Origin of the sequence: Gilliamella sp. B2785, assembly GCF_026537005.1 — a bacterium.
Taxonomy (GTDB): Bacteria; Pseudomonadota; Gammaproteobacteria; order Enterobacterales; family Orbaceae; genus Gilliamella; species Gilliamella apicola_E.
In genome coordinates this window covers 69533-88778 of sequence record NZ_JAFNNC010000003.1, presented here as the reverse complement: position 1 = coordinate 88778, position 19246 = coordinate 69533, and the positions used below count along the sequence as shown (strand labels likewise).

Here is a 19246-nt window from a genome sequence, read left to right as displayed (position 1 = left end):
ATGGTTTACTATTGAAATTTAGCCTAATAATCATTAGGTGATGCTTGTGCAAGTACTTCGCGATTACCATTATGACTTGGCGCACTTATAATGCCTTCAACTTCCATTTGTTCTACTATTCGTGCAGCGCGATTGTAACCAATTCTAAATTTGCGTTGGACGCTTGATATTGATGCTCGACGGGTTTCAACCACAAATGCTACTACTTGATCGAAAAGTGGATCGAGTTCTTCGTCGGTCATATCAAAGCTATTACCTTCATTATCATCAGTTGAAACTGTTACATTCTCGATATATTTAGGTGTGCCACGCGCTTTCCAATCTTGTACAACTGCATGAACCTCTTCATCACGTACAAATGCGCCATGAACACGAATAGGAATTGAGCTATTGGGTGCTAAATAGAGCATGTCACCCATACCTAGAAGTGATTCAGCCCCCATTTGATCTAAGATTGTACGTGAATCAATCTTGCTTGAAACAGTAAATGCTATTCGAGTTGGTATGTTGGCTTTGATTAAACCAGTAATCACATCAACTGATGGGCGTTGGGTTGCAAGCACTAAGTGGATGCCAGCCGCTCGAGCTTTTTGCGCAAGCCGTGCAATGAGCTCTTCGACTTTTTTTCCAACGGCCATAATTAAGTCGGCGAATTCATCCACCATAACCACAATATATGGAAGTTTTTCAAGCGTTGGCATTTCAAGATCCATACTATCAGTGGGTTTCCAAAGAGGATCTGGAATTGGTCGTCCCATTTCTTCGGCAAGTTTGATTTTTTCGTTAAAACCAGCAATGTTACGAACGCCCAATGCTGACATCAATCGATAGCGACGCTCCATTTCATTAACACACCAGTTAAGTGCATTAGCCGCATCTTTCATATCAGTTACTACTTGGGTCAATAGATGAGGAATCCCTTCATAGATAGATAGTTCTAACATTTTAGGATCAATCATTATAAACCTAACATCTTCAGGTTGTGATTTGTATAAAATGCTTAATATCATGGCATTAACACCTACTGATTTACCTGAACCGGTCGTTCCTGCAACCAATAAATGTGGCATTTTAGCTAAATCTGCAACCACTGATTGTCCTGCGATATCTTTTCCTAATACAATTGTTAAAGGAGATTGTGCATTTTTAAATTGTGGACTATCTAATACTTCTCTGAAATAAACAGTTTGTCGATTTTTATTTGGTAATTCAATTCCGACATACGGTTTACCTGGAATAACCTCGACCACCCGTACTGAAGGCATTGATAATGAGCGAGCTAAATCTCGGTCAAGTGTCGAAATTCTTGCTGCCTTAATGCCTGGTGCAAGTTCAATTTCGAAGCGAGTAATAACGGGGCCAGGTAAATAATCGACAACTCTAGCTTTTACTCGATAATCAGAGAGGCTTTTTTCGATTTGCTCTGACATTGCATTTAATGCCGCGTGATCAACTTCAATTCGAGTTGTTGGTGGTGGCGTTAATAAATTTAACGAAGGTAACGGCGTTGTTGGTTTTGGTAAAGGCTTATCATTGCGTTTTAGCAAAGGATGAATAAGGCTTTCTTCCTCATCCTCATCCATAACTTCTTTTATTTCATTATTAGTTTGTTGTTCATTTGATTCGTTTACTACCTCATTTTGATATATGTCATCAATGAGAGGATTTTCTTCTTTAAGAAGTGATATATCAACATCTTCGGGTATCTCAAATTCGGCTGGAATATCATTAGTATTATGATATTCAGGTGTAATACTTGGTGATGTTTCCGCTAAAGGTTCGATTACAATTGGATCAACTGAATCTTGAGATGCAATATGATTTAGATTAATTTTTGGCTCATTATGCTCCATAGTGAATAAAGGTTTACTTGGTGCATCGGCAATAGCGTATTTATCTTCTTCAAAAGGTTCTAAGACCTCACGACTATTAATTTCTCCATCAGATTCTGTTGAACTCATATCACTCGTGGTGCTTTCATTCATATTTTTCAAAATAGTTTCCATTCGCGCTAAAATCGCGTCAGGATCCATTTCTTTTTTAGATATATCGTTAGTCGGTTGGTTGGTTTCGTTAGGAGATGTATTTGCCTCAATAGATTGCAATAATTGAGCAGCAGTTTTTATAAATACTTCATCATCTTTTAATGAAATAGCTTTAGTTGTACTAATATCTGATTCTGTCGCCAATTTGGTTGAGTCAATATTATCGCTAGTATCAACATCAATAGGTAGATCAAACTGTGGCTGTTTTTCTGTTGTTAATTTGTCTTCTTGATTCGAATCAGCTGGTTGTGAAACTTTATCCGGAGTAAATAACCATTTTATTGGTGACAAGATGAACATAACTAAAGCACCAATTTTTTCAAACAGATAAAGCCAAGAGAAACCAGTTAAAAGCGTAATACATGCTAGTGTTGTTGCAAGCAAAGCTAGAGAGGTAGCTAAGCTACTCATAACAGGTAGAAGGCTTTCAATTACTATCGAACCTAAATAACCACCTGCTTGGAATTGTTCTGGATCGCGAATATTAAGAGCAAAAAAACCACAACAACTAAGTACAAAAGCTAAAATGCCGATAATTCGGAATGAAACACTAAAATAGTTAATAGGATCACTGGCATGACGGTAAAAGTAACCCATTAATTGTAAACAAAAAAAGATAATAATAACCGGTAAACTATAGGCGATTAATCCAAAAAACTGAAATAAGATATCAGAAATATATGCACCAATATAACCGCCTAAATTGCTAATAGGATAGTGCCAAGCTGTACGTGACCAGCCAGGATCTGATGGGTTATAAGTAAACAGTGATAAAAATAAGTAAACAGATAAGCCTATTAATGATAATAGAATTAATTGTGCAACAATCTGTCTTCTTGTAATTTTAGATTTTTTCAAACACGTACCTAAAAACTATCTTAATTAAAAATTTTGAGTATTTTATCATAAATTGAACCTACTCATAGCGTGAAAGGTGTATAAAAACTAATTTATTAGCAACTATTAATTCGATAGCGTTAAGGTTTGATTAAATCTTTTTGCATTCAACACGTAATGTTGAGCATTTTTAATATTTGCTTGAATTTCTTCATCTGTGAGTTTACGAATAATTTTAGCTGGAGATCCCATAATCAAACAACCTTCCTCATAAGGCAGACTATGTGTAACTAGTGAGTTAGCACCTACTAGGCAGTTTTTGGCAATTCTAGCATTGTTTAAAATAGTACTTCCCATACCAATTAAACTATTATCCTCAATATTACAACTATGCAAAATAACATTATGGCCAACGGTGACATTCTCACCAACAATACAGGGAATGTCAGTTTCTGTATGAATAGTACTGTTATCTTGAACATTACTATTTTTACCAATATGAATCGTTGCGATATCACCTCGCAAAACTGCGTTAAACCATATAGATACGCCTTCTTCTAAAATAACATCACCAATGATGTCTGCTGATTTAGCAATAAAACACTTAGAATTAATTTGTGGTTTTAGATTTTCTAATTGATAAATCATGGTTAATTCCTTTTTATATTTTTGACACTCAAAAACAATCCGGCCGCAAAAAAGTTACAGATAACCATTGAGCCAACCATTAGCCATTCTGTTAAATTATTCGTAACAGTTGCTGTATTATGAGTTGAAACGAGTGTTGAAAGTAAGACTCCGATAGCACCAGCGACGGCAAAGCGGATTGTGCCTGCAAGCGAGGAGGCTGTGCCTGCTATATGAGAATAATAATCGAGTATTACAGCCATGCAATTACCACCTATGGTTGAAATACAACCGATATAACCAGCAATACATGCCACTAAAAAGACAAAACCTAAGTCAAATATACTCACTGTAGCCATACCTATAGCTGTAATAAATTGGAGGAGTAAGCCTAACTGTATCATCTTAATAGAACCAACCCGTTTTACAATACGGCTATTGAGTGTATTCATTGAAACCATGACCATAACATTAATAGCAAAGTAATAGCCGAAATTGGTTGATGCAACACCATGTAAGTTCATATAGACAAATGGTCCTAAACTTAGAAATGAAAATAATCCGGCTCCGGAAAATGCACCAATCATCATGTAAGTAAACACTTGTCTATGTCTAAATAGGGCAATGAAGTTGCTTAAAATTCGAATTATACTGAATTTATCACGTTTGGATTTGGCTAATGTCTCAGGGATATTGATTGTTACTAATGCAAAACAAATAATCGCCATTAAGCAGAGCGCATAGAAGTTAGCTTGCCAATCGAACCAATAAAGAATAAAACCACCAATAATCGGTGCGAGTAATGGGGCAACATTCGATATCAATGTTACAAAAGACATCATTTTAGAAAAATCATCACGATCGCGATAGATATCTTTCATTAGTGCATTAATAACAATAGTGGTTGCTGATGCTGCTATTCCATGAAAAAATCGGGCTGTGATTAACTGATTTATATTAGCAGCAAGACCACAACATAATGCTGCAATTATGAAAATAATTAGTCCAGCAGTTAAAACTTTTCTTCGTCCGTAACTATCGGTGAGTGGACCAAACAAAAGCTGACCTAATGAAAATCCTAATAAATAGAAACTGATTGTCAACTGCACAGTTGAATCGGCGACATTAAATTTGTTCGCAATAGTTGGCATACTTGGTAAATACATATCAATAGATAATGGCATTAACATTGAAATGAAACCAAGAATAAAGATAAGTGCTTGTTTAGAAACTTTAATTTCTACTTGTGGTTCTTGTGTTTGCACGTTGTCATTCCTTTGGATACAAAGTTACTAAGTTTTAACAATAAAACCTAGTAAAAGAAAACATTAGTTAAGAATCAAACGGCTAATTAAACGAATTGATCTCATCTTGAGTAAGAGGGCGGTATTCGCCCTCAGGTATATCAAGAATAATATTGCCAATCTGTTTACGATGCAACTGGGTGACATGGTTATTTACAGCTGCAAACATTCGTTTCACTTGGTGATATCGGCCTTCACTTATTGTAAGTTCTGCATGGTAATCATCAAGGATAACTAATTTAGCTGGTTGAGTAAGTGTTTTTTCACTTTTTAGCTGAATACCTTGTTTAAATATCTCAATAAGATCATTATTAAGAGGTTGCTCAACGGTTACTTGATAAACTTTTTCACAATGATGTTTAGGAGAAGTAATGCGATGTGACCACTTACCATCATCGGTTAATAAAACTAGCCCAGTGGTGTCTAAATCCAGTCGACCTGCTGAATGCAGCTTTTCAGACATAGGTTCATCAATAAAATAGAGGATAGTTGGATGATCAGGATCATCAGTAGAACAAACATAACCTTGTGGTTTATTGAGCATGAAATAACGATTTTCGGTAATAGGTATAATTTCGAAACCATCATATTCTACAATTTGATCATCTGAGATATGGTAAGCACCAGATTTTACAACAGTTCCATTAACAGTTACCTTTTGGGCTTTCAGTTCTTTATTGATTATTGTTCGGCTTACCCCTAGATGGTGAGCTAGAAATTTATCCAGTCGCATATTCAAATACTATTCCTATAAACATGGTGTGTAAATATCAAAACGATGATTTTTAGTTTTAATTTCTGCCGTTGGTTTTTGATTGGCTAAAAATGGTGCATAATCAGGTCGTTTAACCACAACGCGTTTTTTAGCTAATCGTCTTGCGGGTTCAAGTAGGCTTTCTGCATCGAGATCGTTACCAACTAATTGTTGAAAAATGCGCATCTCTTTTTTCACTAATGCACTTTTTTGTCGATGCGGAAACATCGGATCAAGATAAACAACGTCAGGTTTTTCTTGATGTGAATTGAGCCCAAGTAAACTTGAATTATAAATTAAATGTAACAGTTTTTGTAATTGCTGACCAATGATTGGATCTTGATAAGCACGATTAAGCCCATCTTCTAACAAGGCAGCAACAACAGGATGTCGCTCAAACATAGTAACATGGCAACCAATAGAAGCTAATACGAATGCATCTCTTCCTAATCCAGCTGTTGCATCAATAATAGTGGGTAAATAATTACCTTTAACGCCAACAGCTTTAGCTATCGCTTCACCACGACCACCACCAAATTGACGACGATGTGCCATCGCTCCAGACACAAAATTAACTGCGATTGCGCCTAATTTAGGTTCATCAGTTTTTTGTAACTCAAGTTGATTGTTTTGATTAACGAGAGTAAATGGAAGATCAGGATGCTCGAATAGCCACTGCTCAGCTAACTTTTTGAGCTGAGCAGTGTTAACTTTAGTGGATACCATAGTGACGAAGTAATGCCTCAAGTTGCGGTTCACGACCACGGAAATTTTTGAATAATGTCATTGGTTCATCACTGCCACCTTGAGATAATATATTATCTAGGAAAGCATTACCTGTATTTGCATTGAAGATACCTTCTTCTTCAAAGCGAGAAAACGCATCAGCAGATAAAACTTCAGCCCATAGGTAACTGTAATAACCCGCGGCATAACCTCCTGCAAAAATATGACTAAATGCGTGAGGGAATCGTCCCCAATCTACGGTTGGTACTACTGCAACTTGTTCTCTGACTTGTTTTAAAGTTTCTAAAATATCAGGTGTTTTTTCGCTATGTAATTTAAAATCAAATAAACCGAATTCTAACTGACGCAGAATAAATAATGCAGCTTGGAAGTTTTTGCTATCAAGCATTTTTTCTAGCATTTCTTGTGGTAATGGTTCGCCAGTTTGATAATGACCTGAAATAAATTCTAAAGCTTCAGGCTGCCAGCACCAATTTTCTAAGAATTGACTCGGTAATTCAACGGCATCCCATGGAACACCATTAATACCAGCCACTGATGACACATCAATTTCAGTTAACATATGATGTAGTCCATGACCAAATTCATGGAATAATGTGGTTACCTCATTATGAGTAAATAATGCTGGTTTATCACCGATTGGTCGATTGAAATTACATGTTAAATAGGCAACAGGTTTTTGGATATGGCCATCAGCAAAACGCATTTTACCAATACAATCATCCATCCAAGCACCACCGCGTTTATGTTCACGAGCATATAAATCAAGATAAAAGCTACCTTTTAATTCACCATTGGCATTATATAAATCGTAAAATTTTACCTCAGGTGCCCAAACTTCAACATCATGACGCTGTTTTGCAGTAATGCCAAAAATACGACGAACGACTTCAAATAATCCACTAATAACTCGATCCTCTGGAAAATATGGACGAAGTTCTTCATCATTGATGGTATAAAGATGTTGTTTTTGTTTTTCGCTGTAATAAGCGATATCCCATGGTTTGATATCACTTGCACCAAAATACTCATAAGCATATCTTTTAAGTTCGGTTAATTCTTTTTCACCTTGTGGTTTAGCTTTGGTTGCTAAATCGGTTAAAAATGCGGTAACTTGCGTTACAGTTTCAGCCATTTTAGTTGCTAATGACTTATCGGCATATGTGTCAAAACCAAGTAACTGAGCAAGTTCAGCTCGAAGCGATATAATTTGTTTAATGATTTCTGTATTATCCCACTTACCGGCATTAGGTCCTTGGTCAGACGCTCGAGTATTGTATGCTTGATAGAGTTCAAATCGTAAATCTCGATTATCGCAATAAGTCATTACCGGTAAATAACTTGGAATATCGAGCGTTAATAACCAACCATCTTGCTCTTTTGCCTTAGCTTGTTCTTTAGCTGCGGCTAAGGCACTTTCAGGCATTCCGGATAAATCTTCAATATTCGTGATTAATTTTGACCAGCCCATAGTGGCATCTAATACATTATTACTATATTGAGATGATAATTCTGAAAGTTTGGCAACAATTTCACCATAACGTTTTTGCTTATCATCTGCCAATCCAATACCCGATAATTCAAAATCCCGCAATGCATTGTTGATTACTTTTTTTTGTGCTTTGCTTAAATTTTCGAAGTGTTTGCTATCTTTAAGTTGTTTATAGGCATTATATAGTGGTTTATGTTGTCCTACCCAAGTACTGTATTGAGATAGCAAAGGTAAGCAAGCTTCATATGCTTCACGTAGTTCTGGGCTGTTTTTCACTGAATTAAGATGACTAACCGGTGACCATGCTCGGCTAAATTTTTCATCCATTTCATCAATGGGTTGAATTAGATTATCCCAAGTGTATTCACTATTTTGTTCAAGCACAGATTCAATCGTTTTACGACAATTGTTTAATGTCTCTTTAATCGCTGGTAAAACATGCTCAGGTTTGATTTGTGAAAATAGGGGTAATGATGAATTACTTAATAGTGGGTTAGTCATTCTGGAATACCTTATGCAATGATTATGTTTATTTATAAAACATGTGGCTAAAAAAACTTTATTCAAGTTTTTATGTTCATGGAGGGTAATTATAAACCCATTAATTTTCGCTCACGTTGCCATTCAGTCGGTGTATAGGTTTTGATTGATAATGCATGGATTCGATTATCATTAATAAATTCCGCTAATGGTGCATAAATAGCTTGTTGTTTTTTTACACGGCTTAATTCAGCAAACATTTCACCAACGGCAATAACTTGAAAATGGCTGCCGTCGTTTGTCATTACATGCACATCGTCGAGGTTAAGTGAATTTTTTAATTTAGCTATAATTTCTTGTTTATCCATTATTTAAACTCAGTATTAACTATTTTATAAAAAAAGTTGAGGAACGGGGTTTTTGAGCTCTCAAATTGCATCATTTTTAATGATTAATCACTGTTTGCAAATCATAAAGCTCAATTAGTGTTTGTAATTGTGGGCTGATCCCAGTCAATTTTACATTATATTGATTACAAAAATAGACAAGCGTCGCGAGTCCAGAAGAGTCAACCCGTGTTACTTTAGATACATCAATATGGCTTACATTGCTTAATAGTGTATCTTGAGCAATCCATAAATCATTTAAAGAGTGAAAATCAAGTTCACCGATTAAATTAAGTGCATTTTGTTGTTTTTCTGCTTGGATTCGCGACATAATGAACTAACCTTTTTGTTTAGCGTTTGGATCAATTTTGCGATTGGATAGATCATTTAATTGTTTGGTTAATGCATCTATTCCATTTTGGCGAAGAATAGCTGCCCATTCGTTTTGTTTAGTAGTAACCATGCTTACTCCTTCAGCTGTTAAGTCATAAGCTTTCCATTCACCTGTTACTGTATTTTTTCGCCATTGGAAATCGATACGAATAGGTTGTTGATTTTTATCTGGCTGATTTAAAAGCACGCGAATTGAAATAAGTGATTTGTTAGTTAAATCTTTTGGTGCTTCAACTTGGTAAGTTTGACCGTTGTACATAGAAAGTGCTTGAGCAAAAGCTTGAACTAAATAGTTTTCAAAAGCTTTGAAATAAGCTGTTCGTTGTGCGTCAGTTGCTGATTTATAAGCATCACCTAAAATTAATGCGCCTGCATATTTAACTTGGACATAAGGCAATAAATCCGCTCTTACAATATCTTTAAGTTTATTTGGATTTGACTTAATTGATGCTGATTGAGCTTTCATCGTACTAAATATTTTGTCAGCAGCAACTTGCATATCGTTATAAGGATCGTTTGCAAATGCTGAAGAACTTATTACTAATGCAAGTACTAAAAAAAGGGCTTGTTTAAATTTGGTTAACATAGTTACTCCTTACTATCATTGGTATCTTGTTTTTTATCTGATGATCCGCCAGTGCTATATAAAAATTGTCCAATCAAGTCTTCGATCACCATGGCTGGTTTTGTATTGTTAATGACATAACCATCTATAAGATAAGCTGGTTTATTATTACTATTACTCGTTGTTGTAGTGGTATCAGAATCTAATGAATCAAGTTCATGTTCAATGCTTTGATCTAATCCAAAATTGATATCAATAAATTGTTCACCTAATAGGCCAGAAGTTTTGATTGAAAGTGAGCTAGAACTTGGAATTCTATTGTATTGAGCATCTAAATCCATAGTGACATAAGGTTTATACGTTGCACCTTTTTCTGATTTAAGACTAATATTACTTACACGACCAATCACTACACCGCCAATTTTAATTGGTGATCTTACTTTTAATCCACCAATGTTATCAAATACAGCATAAACACGGTAGGAGTTATGACGAGCGAAAGACGTTGGATCGGTAACCCTAAAACATAAAAATAGCACTGAGCAGATAACCAGCACCATAAATAACCCTACTGTAATTTCAACTTTACGACTCATGTTTAATGACCTCAATTACTAAACATTAATGCGGTTAAAATAAAATCTAACCCCAAAATAACTAATGATGAATAGACAACGGTGTTCGTTGTTGCCCGACTGATTCCTTCTGATGTTGGCACACAATCATAGCCATTAAATAGAGCAATCCAAGTACTAGCGATTGCAAATGCAAAGCTTTTAACAAAACAATTGCCTAAATCGTGCCACCAATCGACATTACTTTGAATGGATGACCAAAAAAATCCTGCATCAATACCTTTCCAATCAACACCTACTAATACACCACCTAAAATGCCAACAGCGACAAAAATTGCTGTTAAAAACGGCATACAGAAAAATCCAGCCCAAAATCGTGGTGCAATAATTCGTCTTAATGGGTCGATTGCCATCATTTCCATACTTGATAATTGCTCGGTGGCCTTCATTAGACCAATTTCAGCAGTTAACGCTGAGCCGGCACGACCTGCAAATAGTAATCCTGCTACTACAGGCCCAAGTTCTCTCAACAGCGCAAGTGCGACTAGCATCCCTAAACTGGCTTCAGCACCAAAGGTGGTTAAAATGAAGTAACCTTGTAGTGCTAGTACCATTCCTATGAAAAGACCGGATACGATAATAATTGATAGCGATTGTACACCGACAAAGTAAAATTGTTTAACAAGTAATGGGAATTGTTTGCCAAATTGAGGTTTACCGATAAGTGCACCAAATAGCATTACGCCTGAGCGACCTAGCATCGCGATAATATTGATTATTGATCGCCCAAGTTTTGCAATTAAGTTTAACATTAGTTTGCACCTCTACTTAGGTCTAATTTGTAATCATCCGCAGGATAATGAAATGGTACTGGGCCATCGGCTAATCCTTCAAGGAATTGTTTTACTCGTAAATCATCATTATTGCGTAATTCTTCAGATGTACCGCCAGCAATAATATGTTGTTCAGCAACAATATAGGCATAATCGGCAATACTTAATACTTCACTAACATCATGGCTAACAACAATACAGGTTAATCCAAGTGATTGGTTAATTTCAGATATAAGTTTGACAATTACGCCCATGGATATAGGATCTTGCCCAGCAAAAGGTTCATCAAACATGATTAGATCAGGATCGAGTGCTATTGCTCTGGCTAATGCTGCCCGCCGTGCCATTCCACCAGATAGTTCTGAAGGCATCATGTTAGCTGCACCACGAAGTCCTACTGATTGTAATTTCATTAATACCAAATTATGTAAAATAGGTTTTGGTAAATTAAAATGTTCTCTTAATGGATAAGCAACATTATCAAATACTGATAAATCAGTAAATAGAGCCCCAGATTGGAATAACATACTCATTCTTTTACGGACTTCATATAACCTTGAACGAGTCATACTAGGTATATCTTCACCATCAAATAGAATTTGACCTGATTGTGGCTTAAGTTGCCCGCCAATCAGTCTTAATAGTGTAGTTTTACCTATTCCCGATGGCCCCATAATTGCGGTAACTTTGCCTTTGGGAACCGTCAAGTTCATATTTTTATAAATTGGACGAGTCCCACGATAAAAAGACATATCGTGTATTTCGACCAGATTTTGTTGTAATGTGTTGGTCACAATGAGTTCCTACACTACCATAATTAAATGTCGGTTATTTTACTTGATTATTACAAATAAACAAATGTATTAACCAAGTAGCTGATTTAGTGATGGTAATCATAAAATATGCTGAATTTATTTGTTCGTCATTTTATGCTAAAACTTTTTTAATATTTTAACTATATGAGAATATTGAATTATATTTATAGATTTTTTGTAGTAAATAGTGGCGTTTTGAAATAAACGCCAGTATAAAGTGTTGCAATAGGGTTTTATTATTTGGGATCATTCGTGTCTTGCCTTGCGTGCCAAATAATTGCCAATGCTTTGTACAATTTGTATTGCAATAACTAAGATCATAACACAGATATAAATGACGGTATCATCAAAACGTTGATAACCTTGCGAATAGGCGACATCTCCAATACCACCTGCGCCAATAGCCCCTGCCATTGCTGTTGCCCCAATCAAACCAATTGTGGCGGTTGTGAAAGTTAAAATCAATGAACTAAATGCTTCTGGTAGCATAAAGTGCCAAATAATTTGTACTGGCGTTGCGCCCATCGATTCAGCTGCTTCAATAATACCACTTTTTACCTCTAATAATGAGTTTTCAACAAGCCGAGCAATATAAGGCGCAACATAAAAAGTTAAGGGCACAATTGCAGCTGTCGTACCGATTGATGTGCGAACTATAAAGTAAGTAAATGAATGAAGTGAAAAGAGTAAAATAATAAAAGGTAATGAGCGAACAAAATTAATAATTGGGTTAATAATCTGATAAACCCGTTTATTTTCGAGTAAACCAGATGGTCGGGTGGTGACTAAGCAGATCGCTAATGGAACGCCGATTAATGCGCCTAATATTAATGAAAAAACAACCATATATAATGTGTCTAATGATGCTTGTGCATATTGCTCAACGGTTACTCTGGTTAGAAAATTAGTATTTATATAATTGATAAAATCGTTGACTATTTCCATTAGTTGTTCTCCAAATGTTTGATTTCTGTAACGTTAACACCATTTTCGCGAAGAAATTGCACCGATTGTTCGATATTATTATCACTTCCTTTTAATTGAACAAACATACTGCCTAATACCGTTTTTTCGATTTCAGACATATGGGCAAATAAAATATTCACTACTACTTTCTGCTGTAAGATCAATGCATTCATAACTGGCTCTGAGGCCGAACGACCTAAAAATTCAAGCTTAAACAACTTAATATTATGTTTATCACCCTCAATTTTTAACAGATTTTCAACAACACCTTCAGGGATTTGGTCATTAATAACTGAACTAACAAATTTTTGTGTGGTTTTATGCGTTGGATGACCAAAAACATCAAGTACATTGCCATGTTCGATAATTTTACCTTTTTCCATAACTGCTACTTTGTGACATATTTGCTGTATTACATGCATTTCATGGGTAATTAGAACGACAGTTATTTTATATTTATCATTAATTTTTTTTATTAATTCCAAAATAGCTTGAGTAGTTTGTGGATCGAGTGCCGATGTGGCTTCATCACAAAGCAAAATATCGGGATCGTTCGCCAAGGCCCGAGCAATTCCAATACGTTGCTTTTGCCCACCTGATAGCTCTTTAGGATAGCTATTAGCTTTATCGCTTAATCCAACAAATTCGAGCAGTTCATGAACTTTCTTTTTAATCGTTTGTTTATCTTTTTTGATGAGAACTAGAGGGATCGCAACATTTTCATATACGGTTTTGGATTCAAGTAAATTGAAATGTTGAAAAATCATGCCTATTTTACGGCGAACTTGGCGTAATTGAGAGTTTGATAACTGATTCAATGGTTGGTTTTGAATAACAACATTGCCTTGAGTTGGTTTTTCAAGAAAGTTTATCAGACGAACTAGCGTACTTTTTCCTGCACCACTATAACCAATAATGCCGTAGATATCGCCTTTTTGGATAGTTAAGTTGATGTTTTGTAATGCTTGGGTGGTAACTCCATTTCGTTCGTATTGTTTCGATACATTTTCAAATTTTATCATTATGTGATACCTATCAATGTTGTGCTACTTCAATTAATCCTTGCTTAGCGAGATTGGCTAAATAGTTGGCTGCTGGCATAATCATGTCAGTATTAACTAAAAATTTTGGATGATGTAAAGCATAAGGGCTTTGTGAACCAAGATTGATAAATGCGCCAGGTACATGATGCAAATAGTGGGCAAAATCTTCACCACCAAGTTGCGGTTGAAAATCAACAACGTCATAACCTTGTTGTTTGGCAATCTTTTGACAAAAATCGACCCACTTAGCAACATTTATGATTGATGGCGGGCCATCAAACCATCTCAACTCTGCTTTGGCTCCCATGCTAAGTGCAATATTTTCAACAATGCTTTTTAATTGTTGTTTGACTTTTAACCTTATATCAGGAGTTAGCGTTCTTACAGTGCCTTCCATCTCAACAATTTCAGGAATGACATTCCATGTGTTCCCTCCTAAGAATTTTGTAATGCTGACAACCACAGCATCAAGCCCACTTATTGTACGACTTGATATTGTTTGGATAGCACTAATAATTTGTGAACCAATAACAATTGGATCAATACCTGACTCAGGCCTTGCCGCATGGGCTCCAACACCTTTTATTGTGATTTCAATTCGGTCAACGTTTGCTGAAAAGGGGCCAGCTCGTGAAGCCATTTGGTTAATGGTTAAATTAGGATTATTGTGCATTCCTAAAATAACATCAACGCCATTAAGCGCACCAATTTCTATGAAATGTAATGCACCACTAAAATTTTCTTCAGCCGGTTGAAAAAGTAATCGAACCGTTCCTTTCAAATGCTCTTCATTGGCTTTCAATAAGTAAGCTGCTCCCATTAAAACAGAAGTATGCAGATCATGACCGCAAGCATGCATTACTCCTTTTTGGGTTGAACGGTATTGGCAATCTGATTGTTCAAAAATGGGTAGGGCGTCAATATCGGCTCTTAAGGCTAAGACTGGTGAGCCTGAACCAATTTCAGCAATAACACCAGTTTTTGCGCCTAGCTCTAATATGCGAATATTCGCTTTTTCTAAGTAATACCTTAATTTTTTGGTTGTTTCAAACTCCTGATTTGAAAGCTCTGGATTTTGATGTAAGTCGAGAAAAAGCTGCTCGATAATAGGTGCAATAGCTTTTGTCATGGTAAGTCCAATTGATAAAAATATTGATATTTTTACAGTAGCACAGCTGATATTTTGGCTCTAATAATCGTTTTTTATAACTTATTCCAAAAAGTTATAAGATAGAATTACATGGAATAAATGAATTATTTTTTATGTGTTAGAGTAGTTTTAAAATTTACACTTCACTGAGGATAGTTCAAATGAAAATGAGGTTCATCAAGCAAAAATTAGTTAATAATGTTGTGGTGTTAGCTTTATTTAGTTCTCTTTTTTTTATTACAGCATGTGATAACTCATCATCGAAAACCGATAATCAAACTAAAAAAGAGATCAGTATGGGCGTTTCACCAGGACCGTACAATGATCTGTTTAATGATGCGGTTAAACCAATACTAGAATCAGAAGGCTATAAAGTTAAGTTAGTTAATTTTCCACATTTATTAGAATCAGATGTGGCATTAAGTGAAGGCAGTATTGATTTAACGGTAGCTCAACATACTGCATATATGGATGTGTTTAATAGTCAACGCAAAGCTCATTTAAAACCAGTGGTGCATGTACCTTCGGTTCCCGCTGCAATATTTTCGAATAAGTATACGTCGATAAAAAATGTTTTTCCGGGTGCTAAAATTGGAATTCCTCAAGATGCATCAAATGCAGCACGTTCTTACAACTTGTTGGAAAAAGCTGGATGGATTAAGTTAAAACCAAATAGTAATCCAATTATTGTCGGCAAAAATGATATTGCCGAAAATATTGCGGGTGTTGATATTGTTGAAATGGATTCAGCCAATATTCCAAGAGTTTTAAATGAGTTAGATTTCGCCGTTATTCCAGGCAGTATCGTTTATTCCGCTAATATTGACTCGAAAAAAGCACTTTTGTCTGAAACAATTATTCCTGATTTAGAAATTATGGTTGTAGTTAATGAAGGTAATGAAAATAGTCAATGGGCAAAAGATATAAAGCGTATTTACCAATCACAACAATTTAAAGATTACATGCAAACACATAATCAAAATGGTTATTGGGTTATGCCACAAGAATAGTGATCATTTAGCCCGTTTAAATGCGGGCTTTTTAATATTTAGGCATACTGGTATCAACAGTTCTAGCCCAAGCGTCAATGCCACCAGTTAGATTGTAGAGAAAATCACAATCAAATCCATTTTCAACCAAGTAACTTGCAACGTTAAGACTCCTTACACCATGATGGCAATAAATAATAATATCAATTTCATCTGGGATTTTATCTAAATAAAGTGGTATGAGATTCATAGGAATATGTATTGCTCCCGCTATTGCACATATTTCTACTTCATTAGGTTCGCGTACATCAAGTAAAAAAAGCGGTACGTTATTATCGATCTGTTGTTTTAGTTGTAAAGGTGTTATTTCTTTTATTATTGACATTATTCAAACTCATTCTATCTAAAAAAAGTTGAGGAACGGGGTTTTTGAACGCAATTTTATGTGTTTTTTATTAAAAATCCCATCTTGCTAACGAGTAACAAGATGGGATTTTATTATGCAGCTAAAGCCTTACTAATTTTTTCGTAAAGATCTTTAGATAAATTATTCAACTTCAATAAACTTTCTAAAGCGGCTCTCATTTTTTTCTGACGATCTTTATCATAATGTTTTAGACGGATAAGAGGATCAATGAGTCGTGATGCCACCTGTGGATTTTTTTGGTTTAACTCTGTTAATATTTCTACTAAGAAATGATAACCACTACCGTCTTCTGCATGGAAAGCGACAGGATTATTATTTACAAAAGCACCAATTAGGCTTCTAATCCGATTTGGATTATTCAGTGAAAATGAGCGGTGATTGAGTAGTTTTTTTACTGTTGATAATACATTTTGCTCAGGGCTTGTTGCATTCAAGGCTAACCATTTATCCATAACCAAACCATCTTGATGCCATCTATTATCAAAATCGACAAGTAAAGTATGACGGCAATCAAGCTGTGCTTTCACCGCTGTGGTAAGTGCAGCTAATGAATCTGTCATATTATTCGCTTGTTCATATTGTCTTTTGACTAAGACATCTACTTGCTGTTTATCGTTAGCATAAGCCAATAATGATAAACAACAATTTTTCAGCATACGTTTGCCGATATCTGAATGTTCAATATGATATTGAGCTGTTTGATTATGATGATAGACCGCTGTTAACTCATCATAAAGTTCATTAGCAAACACTCCTAATAAGAATTGGCGTGCTTGATAAATCGCAATCGGATCAATAATATCAAACAGATTTGCTAATTCATTTTCTGAAGGTAATGTCAATATTTGTGCGATAAGTGCAGGTTCAGCAAAGTCAGATAATAAAATACCTCTAAAAGCGTCTAATACTCGCTCTGAGAAAGTCATTGGTAGATTGTGTTGATAATGACTAACATTCAAGCGCACGTATTTTGCTAATAACATTTGCGCAGCATCGTAACGACTAAAAGCATTACTAGCATGTTGCATCAAGAATATAAGATCACCATCTTGGTAATCGTAATTGAGTTTTACCGGTGCTGAAAAATCACGCAATAAAGATATAATTGGTCTTTCATTAATATTATCAAATACAAATTGTTGTTTTGCTTGTGTTACATTTAATACATGATGTATAGATTTGTTTTGATATTGCAATCTAATCACTTCGCCATCATGTTGATAAAGTTCAATATCTAATGGAATATGTAGTGCTTGTTTTTGGCTTTGATCTTGCGTTGCTGGCGTATGTTGCTCAACAGTTAGGGTATATTGATGATTTTGAGGATCGTAACTGTCAGTTACTGTTAAAATTGGGGTGCCCGATTGGCTGTACCATAATTTGAATTGTGTTAAGTCAATGCCTGATGCATCTTGCATAGCAGCAACAAAATCATCACAGGTAGCAGCACTTCCATCATGTCGTTTGAAATAGAGTTTCATCCCTGCTTGAAAGTTTTTTTCACCTAATAATGTATGCATCATACGTATAACTTCTGCACCTTTTTCATATACGGTAACAGTATAGAAATTATTCATTTCAATTACTTGTTCAGGGCGAATAGGATGAGACATAGGACTGGCATCTTCAGCAAATTGTACGGTTCGTAGTAGTTTGACATCACTGATACGTTTTACCGATCTAAGTCCTTGGTCAGAAGTAAATTCTTGATCTCTAAAAACAGTTAGCCCTTCTTTTAAACTGAGTTGGAACCAGTCTCGACAAGTAACGCGATTACCTGTCCAGTTATGAAAATATTCGTGACCAATTACGGATTCAATTCCAATATAATCGTCATCTGTCGCGGTTTCAGGTTTAGCTAAGACATATTTAGAATTGAAAATATTTAGTCCTTTATTTTCCATTGCGCCCATATTGAAGAAATCAACAGCCACAATCATGAAAATATCTAAGTCATATTCTAAATCGAAACGATTTTCATCCCAGCGCATGGCATTTTTTAAACTGGTCATTGCCCATTGTGAACGCTCTAAATTACCTTTATCTACATAAATTTCTAAATCAATTTTTCGATTATAGCGGGTAATAAAGTGATCTTTTAATATATCAAAGTCACCAGCTACTAATGCGAATAAATAGGCTGGTTTAGGAAATGGATCTTGCCATTGAACCCAATGTCTACCGTCGGCTAGTTCGCCTTGTGAAATGCGGTTTCCATTAGATAATAGAAAAGGATATTGTTTTTTATTGGCAGTAATTCGAGTTGAAAAACGAGCTAATACATCTGGTCTATCAAGGTAGTAAGTGATATGACGAAAACCTTCCGCTTCACATTGTGTACAAAGTGCATCACCTGAAACATATAGTCCTTCAAGTGCGGTATTATCAATTGGTTTGATTTCGTTGACGATGGTTAAAGTAAATTCAGATGGGACATTTTTAATGATTAATCCGGTTTTTGTGATTTGATAATCACTCCAAGGTTGCTCATCAATATTTATTGAAACTAATTTAAGTTCTTCACCGTCTAAAATTAAATCGTCAGCTTGAGGATTTTTATTAATAACATGACTACGAGCGATAACTGTAGTTGTTTCTGCAGCTAAATCAAAATCGAGGTCAATATCAGTAATCGTGAAGTCGGGTGTTTTATAGTCATGACGAAATTTAGCAATTGGTTGGATATCAGTTGTACTCATTTTTCTTTGCCTTCTAAAGTGATGCGCTGATCATGTATTTGAATTCATCAAAATAGGTCTTAATTACTTTCACTTTCATTTATTAATCAGATAAAAGTAAATGAATTATCAATATTAAT

General features: G+C 35.4%; 18 protein-coding genes. 1 reads left to right on the top strand and 17 read right to left on the bottom strand.

Going from position 1 to position 19246, the window contains the following annotated elements; all coding sequences use genetic code 11:
- Nucleotides 1–23: 23 nt before the first annotated feature.
- The 15 genes from J3U24_RS11560 to J3U24_RS04615 form a co-directional block, all read right to left on the bottom strand.
- Nucleotides 24–2903, bottom strand: coding sequence for a DNA translocase FtsK 4TM domain-containing protein (locus tag J3U24_RS11560; RefSeq protein ID WP_416380474.1), 2880 nt, complete (start codon nucleotides 2901–2903; stop codon nucleotides 24–26).
- Between the two features lie 105 nt (nucleotides 2904–3008).
- The gene (locus J3U24_RS04680) at nucleotides 3009–3530 is read right to left on the bottom strand and encodes a gamma carbonic anhydrase family protein (protein WP_065734685.1); all 522 of its coding nucleotides are present in this window, start codon (nucleotides 3528–3530) and stop codon (nucleotides 3009–3011) included.
- Between the two features lie 2 nt (nucleotides 3531–3532).
- Nucleotides 3533–4774 (bottom strand): Bcr/CflA family multidrug efflux MFS transporter, encoded by a 1242-nt coding sequence (locus tag J3U24_RS04675; protein ID WP_220225695.1) that lies wholly within the window; start codon nucleotides 4772–4774, stop codon nucleotides 3533–3535.
- A gap of 82 nt (nucleotides 4775–4856) precedes the next feature.
- Nucleotides 4857–5546 carry a 16S rRNA pseudouridine(516) synthase RsuA gene (gene rsuA, locus J3U24_RS04670; RefSeq protein ID WP_267337063.1) on the bottom strand — a complete coding sequence of 230 codons (690 nt, stop codon included), beginning with the start codon at nucleotides 5544–5546 and terminating at the stop codon, nucleotides 4857–4859.
- A 15-nt stretch (nucleotides 5547–5561) separates the two neighbouring features.
- Nucleotides 5562–6293, bottom strand: coding sequence for a class I SAM-dependent methyltransferase (locus tag J3U24_RS04665; RefSeq protein ID WP_267331803.1), 732 nt, complete (start codon nucleotides 6291–6293; stop codon nucleotides 5562–5564).
- On the bottom strand, nucleotides 6280–8307 hold the full coding sequence (gene prlC / locus J3U24_RS04660) for an oligopeptidase A (protein WP_267337062.1): 2028 nt from the start codon (nucleotides 8305–8307) through the stop codon (nucleotides 6280–6282). Before prlC ends, J3U24_RS04665 begins: the two co-directional genes overlap by 14 nt.
- A gap of 89 nt (nucleotides 8308–8396) precedes the next feature.
- Nucleotides 8397–8654 carry a BolA family protein gene (locus tag J3U24_RS04655; protein ID WP_065734681.1) on the bottom strand — a complete coding sequence of 86 codons (258 nt, stop codon included), beginning with the start codon at nucleotides 8652–8654 and terminating at the stop codon, nucleotides 8397–8399.
- A 76-nt stretch (nucleotides 8655–8730) separates the two neighbouring features.
- On the bottom strand, nucleotides 8731–9003 hold the full coding sequence (locus tag J3U24_RS04650; protein ID WP_065563615.1) for an STAS domain-containing protein: 273 nt from the start codon (nucleotides 9001–9003) through the stop codon (nucleotides 8731–8733).
- Nucleotides 9004–9009: 6 nt separating this feature from the next.
- Complete coding sequence (gene mlaC, locus J3U24_RS04645) at nucleotides 9010–9651, bottom strand: phospholipid-binding protein MlaC (protein WP_065563614.1); 642 nt, start codon at nucleotides 9649–9651, stop codon at nucleotides 9010–9012.
- Nucleotides 9652–9653: 2 nt separating this feature from the next.
- The gene (gene mlaD / locus J3U24_RS04640) at nucleotides 9654–10226 is read right to left on the bottom strand and encodes an outer membrane lipid asymmetry maintenance protein MlaD (protein WP_065563613.1); all 573 of its coding nucleotides are present in this window, start codon (nucleotides 10224–10226) and stop codon (nucleotides 9654–9656) included.
- Nucleotides 10227–10237: 11 nt separating this feature from the next.
- Nucleotides 10238–11017, bottom strand: a complete 780-nt coding sequence (mlaE, locus tag J3U24_RS04635) for a lipid asymmetry maintenance ABC transporter permease subunit MlaE (RefSeq protein WP_267337061.1) — start codon at nucleotides 11015–11017, stop codon at nucleotides 10238–10240.
- Nucleotides 11017–11835 carry a phospholipid ABC transporter ATP-binding protein MlaF gene (mlaF, locus tag J3U24_RS04630; RefSeq protein WP_081299570.1) on the bottom strand — a complete coding sequence of 273 codons (819 nt, stop codon included), beginning with the start codon at nucleotides 11833–11835 and terminating at the stop codon, nucleotides 11017–11019. Before mlaF ends, mlaE begins: the two co-directional genes overlap by 1 nt.
- A gap of 264 nt (nucleotides 11836–12099) precedes the next feature.
- Entirely contained in the window at nucleotides 12100–12798 is a 699-nt protein-coding gene (locus J3U24_RS04625) for a methionine ABC transporter permease (protein ID WP_267337060.1), read from the bottom strand.
- Nucleotides 12798–13841: a methionine ABC transporter ATP-binding protein gene (locus J3U24_RS04620; RefSeq protein ID WP_267337059.1), complete on the bottom strand. Its 1044-nt coding sequence runs from the start codon at nucleotides 13839–13841 to the stop codon at nucleotides 12798–12800. The genes J3U24_RS04625 and J3U24_RS04620 overlap by 1 nt, the downstream gene beginning before the upstream one ends.
- Before the next feature lie 13 nt (nucleotides 13842–13854).
- Complete coding sequence (locus tag J3U24_RS04615) at nucleotides 13855–14991, bottom strand: amidohydrolase (protein ID WP_267337058.1); 1137 nt, start codon at nucleotides 14989–14991, stop codon at nucleotides 13855–13857.
- Nucleotides 14992–15173: 182 nt separating this feature from the next.
- On the opposite strand from J3U24_RS04615, the gene J3U24_RS04610 reads away from it, so the two are divergent.
- Entirely contained in the window at nucleotides 15174–16022 is an 849-nt protein-coding gene (locus J3U24_RS04610) for a MetQ/NlpA family ABC transporter substrate-binding protein (protein ID WP_220225705.1), read from the top strand.
- Nucleotides 16023–16053: 31 nt separating this feature from the next.
- On the opposite strand, the gene J3U24_RS04605 is transcribed toward J3U24_RS04610, so the two are convergent.
- The gene (locus J3U24_RS04605) at nucleotides 16054–16386 is read right to left on the bottom strand and encodes a rhodanese-like domain-containing protein (protein WP_065563609.1); all 333 of its coding nucleotides are present in this window, start codon (nucleotides 16384–16386) and stop codon (nucleotides 16054–16056) included.
- Between the two features lie 113 nt (nucleotides 16387–16499).
- Nucleotides 16500–19127, bottom strand: coding sequence for an aminopeptidase N (gene pepN, locus J3U24_RS04600; RefSeq protein WP_267337057.1), 2628 nt, complete (start codon nucleotides 19125–19127; stop codon nucleotides 16500–16502).
- Nucleotides 19128–19246 lie beyond the last annotated feature (119 nt).